The organism is Nocardiopsis deserti (assembly GCF_008638355.1).
Lineage (GTDB): Bacteria > Actinomycetota > Actinomycetes > Streptosporangiales > Streptosporangiaceae > Nocardiopsis > Nocardiopsis alborubida.
Map to the genome: position 1 here is coordinate 1 of NZ_VWVS01000004.1, position 16,481 is coordinate 16,481.

At 71.0% G+C, this 16,481-nt stretch carries 16 protein-coding genes; 5 read left to right on the forward strand and 11 right to left on the reverse strand.

The window, feature by feature from the left end:
* Window positions 1-1,042: ATP-binding cassette domain-containing protein (locus FYW99_RS12870; protein WP_223839039.1), on the reverse strand; the 1,042-nt coding region annotated here is incomplete at its 3' end.
* A 133-nt stretch (window positions 1,043-1,175) separates the two neighbouring features.
* A complete protein-coding gene (locus FYW99_RS12875; protein WP_150252283.1) occupies window positions 1,176-2,189 on the reverse strand; it encodes an ABC transporter permease in 1,014 nt (337 codons plus the stop codon).
* A gap of 361 nt (window positions 2,190-2,550) precedes the next feature.
* On the opposite strand from FYW99_RS12875, the gene FYW99_RS12880 reads away from it, so the two are divergent.
* Window positions 2,551-3,768: a methyltransferase domain-containing protein gene (locus FYW99_RS12880; RefSeq protein ID WP_190394641.1), complete on the forward strand. Its 1,218-nt coding sequence runs from the start codon at window positions 2,551-2,553 to the stop codon at window positions 3,766-3,768.
* Between the two features lie 69 nt (window positions 3,769-3,837).
* Here the strand turns inward: FYW99_RS12880 and FYW99_RS12885 are convergent, their stop codons facing one another.
* From FYW99_RS12885 to FYW99_RS12895, 3 genes are read right to left on the reverse strand one after another with little or no spacing between them, the layout of a single operon-like run.
* Window positions 3,838-4,011: a DUF397 domain-containing protein gene (locus FYW99_RS12885; RefSeq protein ID WP_150252284.1), complete on the reverse strand. Its 174-nt coding sequence runs from the start codon at window positions 4,009-4,011 to the stop codon at window positions 3,838-3,840.
* A 3-nt stretch (window positions 4,012-4,014) separates the two neighbouring features.
* On the reverse strand, window positions 4,015-4,182 hold the full coding sequence (locus FYW99_RS12890) for a DUF397 domain-containing protein (RefSeq protein WP_150252285.1): 168 nt from the start codon (window positions 4,180-4,182) through the stop codon (window positions 4,015-4,017).
* Window positions 4,179-4,982 carry a helix-turn-helix domain-containing protein gene (locus FYW99_RS12895; RefSeq protein ID WP_150252286.1) on the reverse strand — a complete coding sequence of 268 codons (804 nt, stop codon included), beginning with the start codon at window positions 4,980-4,982 and terminating at the stop codon, window positions 4,179-4,181. The genes FYW99_RS12890 and FYW99_RS12895 overlap by 4 nt, the downstream gene beginning before the upstream one ends.
* Window positions 4,983-5,253: 271 nt before the next feature.
* Here FYW99_RS12895 and FYW99_RS12900 point away from each other — a divergent pair, with 271 nt between their 5' ends.
* The gene (locus tag FYW99_RS12900; RefSeq protein ID WP_150252287.1) at window positions 5,254-5,706 is read left to right on the forward strand and encodes an ATP-binding protein; all 453 of its coding nucleotides are present in this window, start codon (window positions 5,254-5,256) and stop codon (window positions 5,704-5,706) included.
* A 176-nt stretch (window positions 5,707-5,882) separates the two neighbouring features.
* Window positions 5,883-6,095, forward strand: a complete 213-nt coding sequence (locus FYW99_RS12905; protein WP_150252288.1) for a helix-turn-helix domain-containing protein — start codon at window positions 5,883-5,885, stop codon at window positions 6,093-6,095.
* 41 nt (window positions 6,096-6,136) lie between these two features.
* Here FYW99_RS12905 and FYW99_RS12910 read toward each other — a convergent pair whose 3' ends face one another.
* From FYW99_RS12910 to FYW99_RS12930, 5 genes are all read right to left on the reverse strand, one after another.
* A complete protein-coding gene (locus tag FYW99_RS12910; protein ID WP_150252289.1) occupies window positions 6,137-7,948 on the reverse strand; it encodes an ABC transporter substrate-binding protein in 1,812 nt (603 codons plus the stop codon).
* 70 nt (window positions 7,949-8,018) lie between these two features.
* Window positions 8,019-9,044 (reverse strand): ABC transporter permease, encoded by a 1,026-nt coding sequence (locus FYW99_RS12915; protein WP_150252290.1) that lies wholly within the window; start codon window positions 9,042-9,044, stop codon window positions 8,019-8,021.
* A gap of 189 nt (window positions 9,045-9,233) precedes the next feature.
* Window positions 9,234-10,931, reverse strand: a complete 1,698-nt coding sequence (locus FYW99_RS12920; RefSeq protein ID WP_150252291.1) for an ABC-F family ATP-binding cassette domain-containing protein — start codon at window positions 10,929-10,931, stop codon at window positions 9,234-9,236.
* Window positions 10,932-11,426: 495 nt separating this feature from the next.
* Window positions 11,427-13,136: a glucose-6-phosphate isomerase gene (gene pgi / locus FYW99_RS12925; protein ID WP_150252292.1), complete on the reverse strand. Its 1,710-nt coding sequence runs from the start codon at window positions 13,134-13,136 to the stop codon at window positions 11,427-11,429.
* Between the two features lie 189 nt (window positions 13,137-13,325).
* Entirely contained in the window at window positions 13,326-14,174 is an 849-nt protein-coding gene (locus FYW99_RS12930; protein ID WP_150252293.1) for an ion transporter, read from the reverse strand.
* Between the two features lie 160 nt (window positions 14,175-14,334).
* Here FYW99_RS12930 and FYW99_RS12935 point away from each other — a divergent pair, with 160 nt between their 5' ends.
* Window positions 14,335-14,664: a hypothetical protein gene (locus FYW99_RS12935; RefSeq protein WP_150252294.1), complete on the forward strand. Its 330-nt coding sequence runs from the start codon at window positions 14,335-14,337 to the stop codon at window positions 14,662-14,664.
* A 27-nt stretch (window positions 14,665-14,691) separates the two neighbouring features.
* Here the strand turns inward: FYW99_RS12935 and FYW99_RS12940 are convergent, their stop codons facing one another.
* Window positions 14,692-15,399: a FadR/GntR family transcriptional regulator gene (locus tag FYW99_RS12940; protein WP_150252295.1), complete on the reverse strand. Its 708-nt coding sequence runs from the start codon at window positions 15,397-15,399 to the stop codon at window positions 14,692-14,694.
* Between the two features lie 303 nt (window positions 15,400-15,702).
* Between FYW99_RS12940 and FYW99_RS12945 the strand changes: the two genes are divergently transcribed.
* Complete coding sequence (locus FYW99_RS12945) at window positions 15,703-16,470, forward strand: (Fe-S)-binding protein (RefSeq protein WP_150252296.1); 768 nt, start codon at window positions 15,703-15,705, stop codon at window positions 16,468-16,470.
* Window positions 16,471-16,481: the final 11 nt, after the last annotated feature.

Sequence of the window (16,481 nt, forward strand, 5' to 3'; positions counted from 1 at the left end):
CCACCACGCCCAGCGTCTCACCGCGGTGCAGGTCGAAGGAGACCCCCTTGACCGCCCAGAAGTCCGTGGCCCTGCCCCACATGCCACCGCGCACCCTGAACCGCTGCGCCACATCCTCCACCCGAAGCAGTGGCTCGCCCCGCTCCTCCTTCGGTTCGGGGGTGAAGGGCCGGAAGACCTCGTCAGGCCCCTTGCGCCCCGCCTCGCCCGCCGCGGCCGACCCCGACCTGCGGCGTTTCTCCTGGTCCTGCCGCTGGCCGCGCTCCGCCCGGTCGCGTGCGCGCCGCTGGGCGCGGGAGACCTCCACGCGCGGCACCGCGTCCAGGAGCCCCCGGGTGTAGGGGTGCCGGGGCGAGGACAGCACCTCGCGCACGTCGCCGCGCTCGACCGCGACGCCGTGGCGCATGACCACGACCTCGTCCACCGACCCGGCCACCACCGCCAGGTCGTGCGAGACCAGGATCAGCGCCATGCCCAGGTCACGGCGCAGCTCGTCCAGCAGGTCCAGGATCTGCGCCTGCACCGTCACGTCCAGGGCCGTCGTCGGCTCGTCGGCCAGCAGCACCTTGGGCTCGCACATCAGCCCCATCGCGATCAGCACGCGCTGGCGCATACCGCCGGAGAACTCGTGCGGGTAGGAGTTGATCCGCCTGGCGGGCTCGGGGATGCCCACCCGCTCCAGCGACTCCACCGCGCGTTCGCGGGCCCGGGACCGCGACACCCCGGACCGGTGCACGCGCAGCGCCTCCACCAGCTGGTTGCCGACGGTGAACTGCGGGTGCAGCGACTGCATGGGGTCCTGGAAGACCATGGCGATGTCGTCGCCGCGCATGCGCCGCAGCCTCTTGTCCGGGGCGCCGACCACGTCGGTGCCCGCCACCTCGACCTCCCCGGTGATCCGCGCCCGGCTGCCCCGGTGCAGGCCCATGAGGGCCAGCGAGGTCACGCTCTTGCCGGAGCCCGACTCGCCCACGATGCCCAGCGCTCCCCCGACGGGCACGGCGAAGGACAGACCGTCCACCGCCCGGACGTCGCCGTCCATGGTCGGGAACACCACCCGCAGGTCCTCCACCCGCACGACCGGTCCCGACACCGCGGACTCGCTCACACGACCCCTCCCTTTCCGTCTCCCGGGCACCGCGGCCCGGATCGTGTTCCGCGCCCGCCCGGCACCGTTATCCGTGGATGCGCACGCGCGGATCGATCAGCGGGTACAGCAGGTCCACCACCAGGTTGCAGAGCACGATGAAGAACGCGCCGAACAACGTCACGCCCAGGATCACCGGCAGGTCGCTCTGCATGATGGCGGTGACCGCGTACCGGCCGATCCCGTTCAGGGAGAAGACCTGCTCGGTCAGGACCGCGCCGCCCAGCACGAGCCCCAGGTCCAGGCCGAAGATGGTCACGATGGGCGTCAGCGTGGGGCGCAGCGCGTGTTTGAGCACCACGCGGCGCTCGCTGAGCCCCTTGGCGCGGGCGGTGCGGATGTAGTCCTCGCCCAGCGTCTCCAGCATGCCCGCGCGCGTCTGGCGCGCGTACATGGCCGCGTGCAGGAAGGCCAGCGTCAGCCACGGCAGCAGCAGTCCCTGCGCCCACCTGGACGGGTCCTCGGTGAGGGGGACGTAGCCCGGCGTGCCGAACAGCCCCCAGGCGTGCACGAGGAAGGCCAGGGACAACAGTCCGGTGAAGAAGATCGGCAGCGACACCCCCGCCAGGGCGACCGCCATCGCCAGCCGGTCGAACAGACTGCCCCTCCACACCGCCGAAACCACGCCGACCAGGATGCCGCCCACCAGCCAGATCACCCCCGCGCCGAGGGCCAGTGATGCCGTGACCGGCAGCCGCGCCACGATCTCGGGGAAGACTTCCTGGTAGGTCTGGAAGGAGTAGCCCAGGCACGGCGCCGCGCACTCGATCGTGTCGTTGCCGAAGCGGTACTCCGCGCCCAGGAAGAGGCCCCGGACGAACTCCCCGAACTGCACGACGACGGGCCGGTCCAGGCCCAGGCGGTCGATGGTGGCCTGGATGGCCTCGGGTGTGGGGGCACGGCCCACGTACATCGTCGCCAGCTGCTCGACGGTGCGCCCCGCCCACCGGGGCACCACGTAGAAGATGGCGAAGGTGACCATGGTGACCACGGCCAGGAGCAGGAGTCCGGCGCCCAGGCGGCGCAGGATGTAGGTCAGCAACGCGCGTGCTCTCTGTCGTCGGGGCCGGGGCGGGGGCGGGACGGGTCCGCGAACGGTACCCGCCCGCAAGCAGACAGTAACTTACTGTGATCACCTGGTCGCGTTCAATCGCCCGGAGGGAGCTGACGCGGTTCTTCACCATCGCCCCGGCCGCCGTCCGGCCCCGGCGATGTTCTCCGGGCGGGGCGAGACGGTCGCTGCCCGCCGAAACCACTGACAGTGACCGTGCGGCGAGCTACTGTCAGTGACAGGACCCCTCACCCCCTGTGGAGGACACCGTGGGACGACACGCCGATCCCGACAAAACCACCGATGGCGGTAGCGGAGGCAGCGCCGCAGGTGACGGCAAGGACCCCAAACGGTGACCACGCCCCCCGGCTCCCGGCTGGCCTGCGCGCTCACCATCGCGGGTCAGGTCATCGACCCCCAGTGGCATCGTGCGATCCTCGCTGTGGACCGTGCCCAGTTCATCCCCGACACCGTGTGGGTCACCTCCACCGACCACCCCGGCTACTACGTACCGATCACACGCGACGACCCCGACCACGCCCGTTGGGCGCATGAGGACTACGCGCTCGCGACCCAGGTAGACGACGGCGACCCCGCCGGGGGCCCGGACGGGGAACCCGACTGGGGCAGGCTGCGTACCTCCAGCATCAGCCAACCCTCGCTCGTGGTCGCGATGCTTCAACAGCTCGGCGCCGTCGATGGGCACCGGGTGTTGGAGATCGGGACGGGCACGGGATACAACACGGCGTTGCTGTGTCACGCGCTCGGGGAGAAGGCGGTGGTGTCCGCGGAGATCGACCGGCAGTTGGCCGGGGTCGCGATCGACAACCTCGCGCGGGCCGGGTACGCGCCGACGGTGTTGGACGCCGATGGGTCAGGCCCCCTGGAAATCGGTGAAGGCACGGGCGTGTTCCACCGGGTGCTCTCCACGGTCGCGGCCCGCGGGCGGATACCCCACGCGTGGGTTCGGCAGGTGTGGCCGGGCGGGGTGATCGTGACCCCGTTCGAGGTGGGGAACCAGCCGGGGGTGCTGGTGCGCCTGGTCGTCCAGGAGGACGGCACCGCGACGGGCCGGATCGTGGACGACGCGCCTTTCATGGTGCTGCGTTCCCAACGCCCCGACCCCCGTCGGATCCGGGAGCTGGTGGACGAGGACGCTCCCGAAGCGCGGAATGGGAGTACCGACGTGAACCCGCGCCTGGTCGCCTACCGCAACCAGGGGTGGCAGTTGGTGTTGGGCCACCTGGCACCGGACCTGCGGTACGCCGTGTACGAGGCCGCCGAGGACCGCCCCGAGTGGGCGGGTGAGGCCAGCGTGTACGTCGCCACCCCGGACGGTTCGTGGGCGCTCGGCGAATACGTCCCAGCGGGTGGCCCCTACATCACGAAGCGGGCCGGGCCCCGGGACCTGTGGGCGGAGATCGGCGCCGCGTGGGAGGAGTGGACGCGGTGGGGGAAGCCGGGCCGGGACCGGCTCGGCGTGACCGTGGACCAGGAGGGAACCCACTTGTGGGCGGACGCCCCGGCAGGGGTCCTTCGGCCTATGGGCGCGGCCGCCGCTGCGGGGTAGCCTCTGCTGGGTGTCAGAACGAAACCGACCCCGCCCAATGCCCCTGAGCGGGGTCGGTTTCGTACGCGGTTACGAGAGGCCACACACCGCCTTGAGCAGGGCACCCCACTCTTGGGCCTGGAACTCAAGGTGCCCGGCGTGCCGGTTCTGCGTGTCCCGAACCAGCGTCTCGACACCCTCACAGACCTCGACACAGTTTTCCGCAGCATTGCTGTATGAGGACTTGTGCCAGTCAGACCTCACAGTTCACCCCTTCGTGACGGCGAGAACAGCTGCCCACTCCAGCGCGGCCACCGTGAGGTGGCCCAACTCCCGGTTCTGAGTGTCACGGATACCGGTGACCGAGCCCTCCGCGACCTCCACGCAGTTCCCACCGTCACCACCGCTGTAGCTGGACTTGTGCCAGTCGTTCATCCCAGTCCTTTCTGAAGTTCTTCGAGGTAGGCCACCGTGTCATCCGGCGACATCGCATCGGCCTGCATCGCGCCGAATCGCACCATCATCTTGGCGACCTCTTCAGGGTTGCTCTCGGTCTGGCCCCCCAGTGCGTGCTCGGCGTACACAACACTCTGCGTGTCAAGCGCCATGACCCGGAAAGGGGGACATATCCCAGGGTGGCGGAGCCGTGTGGGCAACACCTGCACCCGGATCGTACCGTCCTGAGCCAGGCCGATGATCTGGTGGAGTTGGTCGGCCATGATCTTCACGCTACCGACCGCCCGAGTCACCACCACTTCGTCCACGATGAACCAGAGCGCGGGCCGCCTTTCCTTGATGACCGTCAAACGCTGAACGCGCGAATCGACGATCTCACGAACCTCGTCGTCGCTAGCCTGGGGCTGCCATGACCGCACCAGCACTTCGGCATACTCGGCTGTTTGCAGGAGGCCAGGCACAAGGATCGGGTGATACTCCTCGATCCTCCGTGACTTGCGTTCCATCAGCAACACATCTTGAAACCAGTGCGGAACGGTCCTGTTCCTGGTGATCTCAGACCACAAACGGAGTAGCTCGCCATCTGTAGCGAACGCCACTTCCATTTTGTCCACTTGTGCCCTGGTTGCCGACCTAACCGCACGCTCTATGTGGCCGACCATTCCCGCACTGATCTGGAGCTTGACGCCTAGGGCGGCCTGCGAGAAACCCGCCTCATTGCGGAGACGGCGAACCTCATTGCCGAATGGAACCCACTGCTGTTGGACCTTAGGAGGCATGCCTACATTTAACTACTCAGGCACGACTCGTGACTACATCAGATTCCAAAGAACGACGGTAGCTCGGTAGCTATAGGAACGTTGCCGCTGGTCGTGCATAGTCGTGCACAGACCACAAACCGGTGCCCCGGCTCAAAAATTTGGGTTGGGCACATGGCCATGCAGGACTCAGAGCCACACAAACGAACCTGGGTACAAAAAACCTCGGCGACCGAAGTAGAGAGCAGCCGCCGAGGCAGAGTGCTCCACCCCGAGACAGCCGAGGTGAAACATGCAAAAGTCTACCGTTCCGCCCATCCCGCTTCCACGCCGATTGTGCGGAACCGCCACCAAATCAGGCATTCTGCTCGGCCCCGACCTGGGCCATGTGAAGATCGCCCGTCGCTGGGCCGCCCAAGCAACTCGCTCCCGTCCCAGTCTGGCCGAACCCGTCGGCGTCGCCGTGTCGGAGCTGGTCACGAACGGCCTGCGCCATTCCGCGTCCGGCCTGGATGGCGGCACCATCCGCGTGGAAGTGGAACGCACTCCGCGTCACCTCGAACTCCGGGTGACTGACAACGGGCCCAAACCAGGGATGGCCGCGACGTTCCCGCGCGTTCCCGCCCCGGAACCCCTGCGCCCCAGCGGCAACGGGCTGCGCCTGGTCGAGGCGCTGTGCTCCTACTGGGACTGGAAACAGCACTCCTGCGGCGCGATCACCGTCCGCGCCGTCTTCCCCTGGTGATCCGCTTCCCCTGCTGAGCCAGTTCCTCCAGGCTCCGCACCGCCTCCCTCGTGGCGGCGCGGACCGGGGCCGGTCTCCTCCGTACTGGCCCCGGGCCCCGCCCTCTCCTTCCCCGGGAGGGCGGGGCCACCGACCACTCACACAACAGCGGACCCCTGAGACACGGAAAGCCCCTCATGCCCGACTACCGCTACCTCCTCGACGGCCGCCCCGACGTCCTCACCCCCGGCGAAGTCGCGGAGCTGTTCAACATCCGCCCCCGCAGCCTCCACCGAGGCGAATGGGACAACGTCCTCCAACCCTTCCGCACCCCCGGCGGAGCACGCCGCTACCCCAAAGAACACATCGCCGCACTCCTCAACCAGCCGGACCCCCCGACCTCCCCCTGAGCTGGCACGGAGACGAAGGGCACCCACCCCGGCGCGGTCTGCTACTCCCGCGTGGTTCCCAGCGCCATGTAGTCGTACATGGAGTAGCCCGAGTGGTAGTACGCGTTGGTCAGGTTCGGCGGCCGGTAGAGCACCGTGCGCTCGAACACCGCGGGCAGGATCGCCGCCTGCTCCATCGCCCGCCGGTCGATCCGGGTGTAGATCGAGGCGCGCTCCTCGGGGTCCTCCAGCGTGACGACCTCGTCGAACCAGGCGTTGATCTGGTCGTCGTCCAGCTCCGAGATGTTGGCGTTGCCCGCGTCCTGGATGGCGTCGCCGTCCAGGATCTTACTCATGAACCCGTAGCCGCTCGCCCAGTCCGGGGCCCACCCGTACACGGTCAGGCCCAGGTCGTTGTCCTCCACGAAGGACGGCGACCCGGCCTGGGTGTTGGTGTAGGTGTCCGAGGGGTACTGCTTGATCCGCGTCTCGATGCCCACCCGGGCCAGGGCCTGCTGGAGCGCCTCGGCGGTGCTCACCTCGGAGGGCCGGTCGGCCCGGACGCCGATGGAGGTGGAGAACCCGTCGGGCTGGCCGCACTCCTCCAGCTTCTGCCGGGCCGCGTCCAGGTCGCCCTGGTTGCCCTGGGAGGGGTACAGGTCGATGCCGGGATCGGCGCCCGGCAGCGACGCGGGCATGATCTGGGTGGCGATGTCGCCGCCGGTGTCGCCGCCCCAGGCCCGCTGGAGGGCGTCGCGGTCGGCGGCGTACATGATCGCCTGGCGGCAGGCCAGGTCGTCCAGGGGTTCCAGGACGGTGCTGATGTTGACGTAGCGCAGCGTGTTGCTCTGCGGGTTGTCGACGCTGTTCCTGCGCGCCTCGTCGGTGATCAGGGTGCCCCTCATGGCGGGCCCCACCCCGGCCCCGGCCAGGTCCACGTCCAGCTCCCCGGTGGTCAGGCGCTGGTCGATCTCGTTCTGGTCCACCCCCAGCTGCACCTCGATCCGGTCCGGCAGCGCCTCGCGGGTCGGGTCGGTGGCGGGGTCCCACTGGTCGTTGCGCACCAGGTTCAGGGAGACGCCGGGCCGGTACTCGCCGTCGAACTTGTAGGGGCCGGAGGAGACGACGCGGCTCTGGTACTGCTCACCTCGGTCGGCCTCGGGCGGGACCGGCGCGGTCTGCGGCTGGATGAGCAGGTACGGGAACTCGGCGAAGGGGTCCTTGAGGTGGAAGACCAGGGTGTGGTCGTCGGGGGTCTCGATCCCGCCGAACCCGGCCAGCGGGTCGTCCTCGTTGGCGTAGGGGCCCTCGTAGTCCTCGCTGTCGGCCAGCAGGTCCTGGAAGTACTTGGGGCCGTTGGGCAGGGCCTGGGCGCCGAAGTTGCCGCGCGCGATGGCGTACTCGATGTCGGGCGCGGTGATCTCGGAGCCGTCCTCGTAGCGCAGCCCCTGTTTGATGGGCACCGTCCACTCGGTGAGGTCCTCGTTGGGCTCGGGCATCGCCGCAGCCAGGTCGGGCTGGAGTTCGGTGCCCTCCTCGCCGGGCGCCCCGACGTAGGTGAGCAGGGTGCGCGCGTAGTAGCGGCTGAAGTTCCAGCTGAACGCGTAGTAGGTGTTGCCGGGGTCGGGCGAGTCGAAGTCCGAGGAGATGGCGTAGCGCAGGGTGCCGCCGGTCTGGTCGGAGGGGTTGACCACCTCGGTCTCGCCCTGGTTGAACTCGGCGTCGACCGGACCGCCTCCGCCCCCTCCGCCGCCAGCGCCTCCGCAGGCGGCCAGCAGCAGCGCCGCGGCCGTGCCAGCGGCCAGGGACGCGCTCGCCCGGCGGCGTCCGCGTCGCCGCGAGGGCGCCGCGCCTGTGTGGTGGTCGGTGGTCAAACTTGCCTCCTGGTCGGATCGGCTGGCGGGGGCCGGTGCCCGGCCCGGAACACGCGACGGATGCGGCCCGTCAGTCGGAGGAGCGGGGGTCGAAGGCGTCGCGCAGCCCGTCGCCGAAGAGGTTGAAGGCCAGGACGGTGACGAAGATGGCCAGCCCCGGGATCAGCACGAAGTGCGGTGCGATGGTGTAGAAGCGCAGGGCGTTGTCGAGCATGCCGCCCCAGGTGGCCATGGGCGGGTTGATGCCCACGCCCAGGAAGCTCAGGGCCGCCTCGAACAGGATGTTGGTGGGGATGAGCAGCGTGGAGTAGACCAGGATCGGCGTGACGAGGTTGGGCAGGATCTCGCGGAAGACGATGTGGGCGCTGCCCGCACCGAGGCTGCGGGAGGCCTCCACGAACTCGCGCTCCCTGAGGGTCAGGGTCTGCCCGCGCACGATGCGGCCGATGTAGGGCCAGTTGAAGAACCCGATGATGAAGACCAGCACGCCGATGCGCAGGCCGTTGCCGCTCAGGCCGAAGGAGCCGTCGGGGATGACGCCGACCAGGGCGATGGCGAAGAGCAGCAGCGGGAAGGCCAGGAAGATGTCCATGGCCCGGCTGATGACGGTGTCGACCCAGCCGCCGAAGTACCCGGCGACCATGCCGAGGACGGTGCCGATGACCACGCAGACCAGGGTGGCGACCGTGGCGACCAGCAGGGAGGTGCGGGCGCCGTGGACGATGCGGCTGAACAGGTCGCGCCCGTTGACGGGCTCCACGCCGAGCAGGTGGTCGGTGCTGATCCCGCCCCAGGGGTCGAGCCCCAGGGAGGGGTCGGCGGGATCGCGCAGGACGCCGCCGGTGAGCGGGTCGATCAGCTCCTGGTTGAACTGGTTGGGCGGGTAGCCGAACCAGGAGGTGAGCAGGGGCGCGAAGACCGCGACCAGGATGAGCAGGATGACGACGACGCCCCCGGCCATGCCGAGGCGGTCCCTGCGGAAGCGCTGCCAGGCGATCTGGCGCAGGGACCTGTTCGCCGACCCGCGCCCTCCGGAGGCCGCCGCCTCGGGGTCGGCGTGCTGGGAGGACTCGGGCGCGTCCATCGGCACGGACATGTGCACCCCTGCCAGTTGACATGACTTTTCGCAGCTGTGGAAACACGAAGAGTTTGCACGAGCGGCGCGGGGGTTTCCAGCCTCCGCGCCGGTGTCCCCGCACGGTGTCGGGCGCGGCCGTGACTGGAACGGTCGGAGGGGCTGGCGGGGCCCGGTGGTGTCCTCCCCGCCGGCCACGCCCCGGGAGGGCTACCCGGGTCCGGCCGTGTCCTGTCCGGCCACGGCTCCGTCGGCCAGCCGCAGCTCCGACCAGGCCCAGTTGCGGCGCAGCCACCGGTCGTGCGAGGCCACCACCACGGCGCCGGGCGCGGTGCCCAGCGCCTCCTCCAGCTCCTCGGCCAGTGCCAGGGACAGGTGGTTGGTCGGCTCGTCCAGCAGCAGCACGTCCGGGGCGTGTCCCACCAGCATCGCCAGTGCCAGGCGTCGCCGCTGCCCCACGCTGAGCCTGCCCACCGGCCGGTCCAGGTCGCGCGGTGCGACCAGGCCCAGGTCGGTCAGGCGGGGAGCGCCGGGCAGGGCGCCGTTGAGCCCGTCGTAGAGCGAACGCGGGGTCCGCTCGGGGTCGGGGAAGACCACGTCCTGTTCCAGCAGGGCGACCGTGGCCCCGCGCCGCCACAGCACCTGGCCCGACGCCGGGCGCAGCCGGTGCCCCAGGGCGTACAGCAGCGTGGACTTTCCCGCGCCGTTGGGCCCGGTGACCAGCAGGCGCCCGTCCGAGGGCACGTCCAGGCGGTCCAGGCGCAACCGGCCCGGCACGACCAGGTCGCGCACGGCGATCGCGTGGCCGTCGGCCGTGCCCGGGTCGCGGGTCAGCGAGGCGCTGAACTCCAGCGGCCTGGGCGGTTTGCGCACCTGGTCGCGCTCCAGTTCCTCCAGCCTGTTCCGGGCGTTGCGCACCCGGCGCGAGACCTGCTTGTCCACGCGCCCGCCCAGGAAGTCGTAGCCCATCTTGTCGTTGTCCCTCGGGGCGCGGTTGTGCGAGACCTGCCGGGAGGTGGTGCGCACCGACTCGCGCAGGCCCTTGAGGGTGTCCTGCTCGTCGCGGTAGCGCTGCTCCCAGCGTTCGCGTTCCAGTTGCTTCTCCCCCAGGTAGAAGGAGTAGGCGCCTCCGTAGTGGACGGGACCGTCCACGGCCGGGTCCAGGTCGAGCAGGCCGGTGCACACCGCGTCCAGGAACACCCGGTCGTGGCTGGCCAGCACCACCACTCCCGGCAGGCCGCGCAGGTACCCCTCCAGGAACTCCAGCGCCTGGTCGTCGAGGTGGTTGGTGGGCTCGTCCAGCAGCAGGGCGCGCGGGCGGCGGATGAGCAGGGCCGCCAGGCCCAGGCGTCCGCGCTGGCCGCCCGACATCCGACCCACCGGCCGGTCCGGGCCGATGCCGTCCAGGCCCAGTCCCGCGACCACCAGTTCGGCCCGGCGCTCGGCGTCCCACACCTCCAGCAGTTCGGCCTCGGCCAGGGCATCGGAGTACTCCCGCAGGGCTTCGGCGTCCTCGGGTGAGCCGTCCAGCGCGGCCGCGCTCGCGGTCAGTCGCCGCTCCACCCGCCGTGCCGGTTCGAGGGCCTCGGTGACCACCCGTGCCAGGGTCGTGTCCGGGGCGTGGGGCAGTTCCTGGTACAGGAACCCGGTGTCGGCGGGGCGCTCCACCCGCCCGGCGTCGGGTTCCTCCTCCCCGGCCAGCAGCCGCAGGAGGGTGGACTTGCCCGAGCCGTTCTCCCCCACCAGGCCGAGCCGTTGGCCGGGGGCGGCGTCGACGTCCACGCCGTCGAACACCACGTGGGCACCGTAGGACCTGGCGAGGTCGCGGGCGCGCAGCAGGGGCGGGCCGGTCGGGGCCGTGTGCGGTGCGGACGCGGAGGCGGCGCCGGTCGTGTTGCCAAGGGTCATGGGGTGGACCACCCTTCGTTTCGGGGTGGGCCTCGATGCGCGGGACCGGTCTCGCCTGCGCGGCGCGGTCCGGGGACGACACAGGAGTCGTCGACATCGAGACCGCACCAGGGATAGTGGCACTACGCGCCGAGCGGGGATCCGGCTCCAGCCACGGTGGGCGAGCCCCGCGCGCTCGGCGGTCGTCGGTCTCGATGTCACATACGCATGTTGCGCCCAGGCTAACCCGCCGGGGCGGCGGGGGCAACGGAATTACGCGGGTGTCCGGCCGCGTGCGCGCGGACCGGCCCCGCCGCGCGGCACCGTGCGTCCGGAGGGCCCCTCCCCCTTCCCCGTAGCCCCTGTCCACCGGGGGCTTTGGCCGTTGCGCGGACCGGCCCCGCCACCCGCCGGGGGCGCAGGGCCTTCCGGAACGCGGGGCCTCCCGGAACGAAGGAGCGCACCCGGGGGCGGTGTGCCCGGCGTGCCCCGCCGGTCACACCGCCGCTCCCGTGGTCAGTCCCTGCCGCGCATGGAGCGGTAGCGCCGCACCAGGGAGGTGGTGGAGGCGTCCAGGCCGGACACGTCGGCGCCCTCGGTGAGGGCGGGCTCGACCCGCTTGGCCAGCACCTTGCCCAGCTGCACGCCCCACTGGTCGAAGGAGTTGACGTTCCACACCGCGCCCTGGACGAACACCTTGTGCTCGTAGAGGGCGACCAGCTGCCCGAGCACCGACGGGCTGAGCCGGTCGGCGAGGATGGTCGTCGTGGGACGGTTGCCCTCGAAGGTCCGGTGCGGGACCAGGTCGGCGGACACGCCCTCGGCGGCGACCTCCTCCGCACTCCGGCCGAAGGCCAGTGCCTGCCCCTGGGCGAACAGGTTGGCCATGAGCAGGTCGTGCTGGGGCACCAGGTGCTCGGGCAGGTCGGGGGCCGGGTTGGCGAAGCCGAGGAGGTCGGCGGGCACGAACCGGGTGCCCTGGTGCAGCAGCTGGAAGTAGGCGTGCTGGCCGTTGGTGCCCGGCGTGCCCCACACCACCGGGCCGGTCTGCCAGTGGACGGGGCGCCCGTCGCGCTGCACCGACTTGCCGTTGGACTCCATGTCGAGCTGCTGGAGGTAGGCGGTGAACTTGGACATGTGGTGGCTGTAGGGCAGCACCGCGTGGGTCTGGGCGTCGTGGAAGTTGCCGTACCACACGCCGAGCAGGCCCAGCAGGAAGGGCAGGTTGCGCTCGACGGGGGCGGTCGCGAAGTGGGTGTCCATCAGGTGGAACCCGGCGAGCATCTCCCGGAACCGCTCGGGGCCCACCGCCACCATCAGGGACAGGCCGATGGCGGAGTCGTAGGAGTAGCGGCCGCCCACCCAGTCCCAGAAGCCGAACATGTTGCGGGTGTCGATGCCGAACTTCGCCACCTCCTCGCCGTTGGTGGAGACGGCGGCGAAGTGCCTGGCGATGGCGCCGTCGTCGCTGTCACTCCTGAGGCCCAGCCCGTCCAGCAGCCAGGTGCGGGCCTCGGTGGCGTTGGTGATGGTCTCGATCGTGGTGAAGGTCTTGGAGGCGACCACGAACAGCGTCGTGGCCGGATCGGCGTCCACGAGCGCCTCGTGCAGGTCGGTGCCGTCCACGTTGGAGACGAACCGGAACTCCAGCCCCCGGTCGGTGTAGGGGCGCAGCGCCTCGTAGGCCATGGCGGGTCCCAGGTCGGAGCCGCCGATGCCGATGTTGACGATCCGGCGCACCGGTTGGCCGGTGTGGCCGAGCCACTTCCGGGCGCGGACCCGGTCGGCGAACTCCGCCATCCGGTCCAGGACCTCCTGGACCTCGGGGACGACGTCGCGGCCGTCGGTACTGACCACCTGCCCGCGCGGCGCGCGCAGGGCGGTGTGCAGGACGGCCCGGTCCTCGGTGAGGTTGACGTGCTCGCCGCCCAGCATGGCGTCGCGCAGGTCGGCGACCCGGGCGGCCCCGGCCAGGTCGGCGAGCAGGCGCAGGGTCTCGTCGGTGACGAGGTTCTTGGAGTAGTCCACGTGCAGGTCGCCGACGTCGAGCGTGTACCGTTCGGCCCGGCCGGGGTCGTCGGCGAACAGCTCGCGAAGGCCGGTGGAGCCCCACCGCCCGTGGTGCTCGCGCAGCGCGGTCCACTCGTCCCGCTGGTCCAGGGGAACGCCCGGGCGGGCGCGTTCTCCGGTGTCCTCAGCGCGCGGGAGAGGTGTACTGGCAGACATCCGGCGGCTCCTCGTCGGTCGGTGCTCCGGCGGCACGACGCGGGTGCTCGGTCCGCGCGCCGCCCGCGGTGCGCGGCTGTGCTTCCAACCACAAGCCTCCCACGAAAACCGGACCCGCGGCGGTTGTCCACAGGCCCGGGCGCGGACTTTCGCGCGCGGCGCGGCGCGGCACCGGTTCCGGCACGCCGCTCAGCGCAGGCCGCTGCCCTCCTGCTCACGCTCCCGCCGCAGCACGGCCACCTCCGCGCGCAGCGCCCGCAGCTCGGCCAGGATCACGGCTTGTCCCCCGCCGGGGCCGCCGTCGTCGGGGCCCCCGTCCGTCCGGTCCGCGGAGCCGCCTCCCCCGCCACCGCCGCCGCTCCCCTCGTCGTCCTTCTCCAGGGCCTCCACGGCCACGGCGATGAACAGGTTGAGCGCCACCAGCGTGGACACCAGCACGAAGACCACGAAGAACACCCACGCCATCGGCTTGTGCTCCATCACGTCCTTGGCGATGGTGCCCCAGCCGTCCGCGGTGGCGATCTGGAACAGGGTGAACAGCGACGAGGGCAGGTCGCCGAAGTACTGCGGCGAGACGCCGGCGAAGAGCTCGGTGGCCATGACCCCCGACACGTACAGCAGCAGCATCACCAGGAACAGGATGGACATCATGCCGGGCAGGGCCCGGAACAGGCCCGTGACGACGTGGCGCAGGGTCGGTATCACCGACAGCAGGCGCAGGACCCGCAGCACGCGCAGGACACGCAGGACAGAGAAGGGGCCGGAGGCCGGAAGCAGCGCGATCCCGACGATCACCAGGTCGAACCAGCTCCAGGGGTCGCGGAAGAACGCCCGCCGGTGGGCGTACATCCGCATCACCAGTTCCAGGACGAACAGGGCGAGGATGGTCAGGTCGACGGCGCGGAGGAGGTCGCCGTAGGAGCCCGTCACCCGGGGTGAGGTCTCCGCGCCGAGGATGACGGCGTTGACGAGGATGAGGGTGATGACGCAGGCCTGGAACCAGGGGGCGTCGACGATGGCTCGAACGCGCTCGCGCACGACAGAGGGGGCTCCGTTCACATATCGGACAGCGCGGCAGAAGCCTACCGTGCGTTACCTTGTCCGGTTCCGCTCCCGCCGCTCCCCGCGGGAGCCCCTGGCGCCCTCCGGCCGGAGCGGGCATGATCGAGGTGAGGGACCGAGCGTGAGGGGGACGCCGGTGACAGAGTCAACCGAGGGCTTCGACGAGTTCGGGGCGCGATCGCGGGATTCCGGATACGACGACGACGTGGACGCGGACACGGACGTGGGGGCCGCGGACCAGGACTCCGCGGTGGCCGACTTCCTGAGGTACTTCCCGGAGGGCCACCGGATCGAGGAGATCGAGGACCACGACGTCCTGGGCATCGACGCGGAGCTGGGCCAGGAGCTTCCCGAGCAGGCGCCCGAGAGCGGCGGGGAGCGCCCGCCGACCGCCCGGCGCGAGGAGCTGGCGCGCCTGCTGCGGGCCGAGGAGTTCGCCGACAGGGTCCGCGACCGCGGCCGGTGACCCGGCGAAGCGGTGACGCGGTGACGCTCAGTCGGCCAGGTCCGCGCTGAGCCAGCGCTCCACGCGCAGGACGTGCACGGTCGCGGCGGCCCGGGCGGCGTCGGGGTCGCGCGCCACGAGGGCCTCGTGGATGCGCAGGTGGTCCTCGTGCAGCTTGGCGGTGAGCCCGGCCTCCCGGTGCCCCGCCCACACGCGGGCGTGGAAGGTGCGCGAGGACAGGCCGTCGTTGACCGCGGCCAGGGTGGCGTTGCCGGTGCTGGCCACGATGGCCTGGTGGAAGCCCAGGTCGGCGGTGACGGTGTCGGCGCGGAAGGTGTCGTCCCCGCCCTCGATCCGCTCCAGCAGGGTGCCGATGCGGTCGAGGTCCTCGGCGCTGGCGCGAGCGGCGGCCAGGGCGGTGGCGGCGGGTTCGAGCATGCGCCGCACCTGGAGGACCTCCAGGAGGGTGTGCCCCTGGGAGACCTCGGCCAGGACGGAGAAGGTCTCCAGCAGGTCGGCGGGGCGCAGCGCGGTGACGTAGACGCCCGCGCCGTGGCGGGACTCCAGGACGCCGAGCGTGGTCAGGGAGCGGATGGCCTCGCGCATGGAACTGCGGGACACCCCGAGCTGCGCGGACAGGTCGCGTTCGGTGGGCAGGCGCTCCCCCGGTCCGACCTGCCCGTCGGCGATCATCGCCTTGATCCGGTCGGCGGCGCGCCGGGTGACGGTGGTGCGCCCGACGTCGGGGTCGCTCACGGGACTCCTCCAGTCTGTGCGGTGGTCCGATGGTCCGGCTCGTCCGTCGGCCCGACGGAGCGGGGACGGGGCGCTCGCGTGACTCACGCCACCACTGGCCCCCAAGAGATCATACCAATTCGCCACCGCCTCACCCCACATCGCCACTTTCGCCCTCCTTCTTGCCCAGATACTTGCCGTTGTGCGAAAGTGGTCCGACCACCCCAGACTCGTGGCGAGCAGTTCCGCCATGGCAGCGCACCCCGCACGCCGACCCGGCGGGTCCGCACGCGCGCGCCGGTCGGCGGGGCACGAAGGAGGCACATGCGGATCGCGCTGTTCATCACCTGCGTCAACGACACACTCTTCCCCGACACCGGGCGGGCGGTCGTGCGCCTCCTGGAACGGCTGGGGCACGAGGTGGTCTTCCCCGAGGGCCAGACCTGCTGCGGGCAGATGCACTACAACACCGGCTACCGGCGCTCGGCGAGCCGTCTGGCCGTGCGCTTCGTGCGCACCTTCGAGGGCGCCGACGCCGTCGTGGTCCCCTCCGCCTCCTGCGCGGCCATGGTCCGCGACAACTACCCGCGGCTGGGCGCCAGCGGAAGCCGCCTGTCGCGCAAGGTGGCCGACCTCGCCCCGCGCGTGTACGACCTCACCGAGTTCCTGGTGGACGTGCTCGGCGTGACGGACGTGGGCGCCTACTACCCGCACAAGGTGGCCTACCACCCCACCTGCCACGGGCTGCGCATGCTCGGCCTGGGCGACCGCCCCTACCAGCTGCTGCGCGCCGTGCGCGGCCTGGAGCTGGTGGAGCTGCCCGGGGCCACCGAGTGCTGCGGTTTCGGCGGCACGTTCGCGGTCAAGAACGGCGACGTGTCCTCGGCCATGGGCGCGGACAAGGCCCGCCACGCCGTGGAGACCGGCGCCGAGGTGCTGTGCGCGGTCGACAACTCCTGCCTGATGCACATCGGCGGCACCCTGTCCCGGCAGAGGTCGGGGATGAGGGTGGCGCACCTGGCCGAGATCCTGGCCAGTACCGAGAAGGAGGGCGCCCACGGGGTTCTGGAGGGGCCGGAGGCGGGCTCGTGAGGAACGAGCGA

What these genes read in the sequence shown, in the direction of transcription:
- FYW99_RS12890 (WP_150252285.1), bottom strand. Translation starts at nt 4,182, where the DNA reads ATGAACGACTGGCACAAGTCCAGCTACAGCGGTGGTGACGGTGGGAAC.
- FYW99_RS12895 (WP_150252286.1), bottom strand. Translation starts at nt 4,982, where the DNA reads ATGCCTCCTAAGGTCCAACAGCAGTGGGTTCCATTCGGCAATGAGGTT.
- FYW99_RS12900 (WP_150252287.1), top strand. Translation starts at nt 5,254, where the DNA reads ATGCAAAAGTCTACCGTTCCGCCCATCCCGCTTCCACGCCGATTGTGC.
- FYW99_RS12905 (WP_150252288.1), top strand. Translation starts at nt 5,883, where the DNA reads ATGCCCGACTACCGCTACCTCCTCGACGGCCGCCCCGACGTCCTCACC.
- FYW99_RS12915 (WP_150252290.1), bottom strand. Translation starts at nt 9,044, where the DNA reads ATGTCCGTGCCGATGGACGCGCCCGAGTCCTCCCAGCACGCCGACCCC.
- FYW99_RS12920 (WP_150252291.1), bottom strand. Translation starts at nt 10,931, where the DNA reads ATGACCCTTGGCAACACGACCGGCGCCGCCTCCGCGTCCGCACCGCAC.
- pgi (WP_150252292.1), bottom strand. Translation starts at nt 13,136, where the DNA reads ATGTCTGCCAGTACACCTCTCCCGCGCGCTGAGGACACCGGAGAACGC.
- FYW99_RS12945 (WP_150252296.1), top strand. Translation starts at nt 15,703, where the DNA reads ATGCGGATCGCGCTGTTCATCACCTGCGTCAACGACACACTCTTCCCC.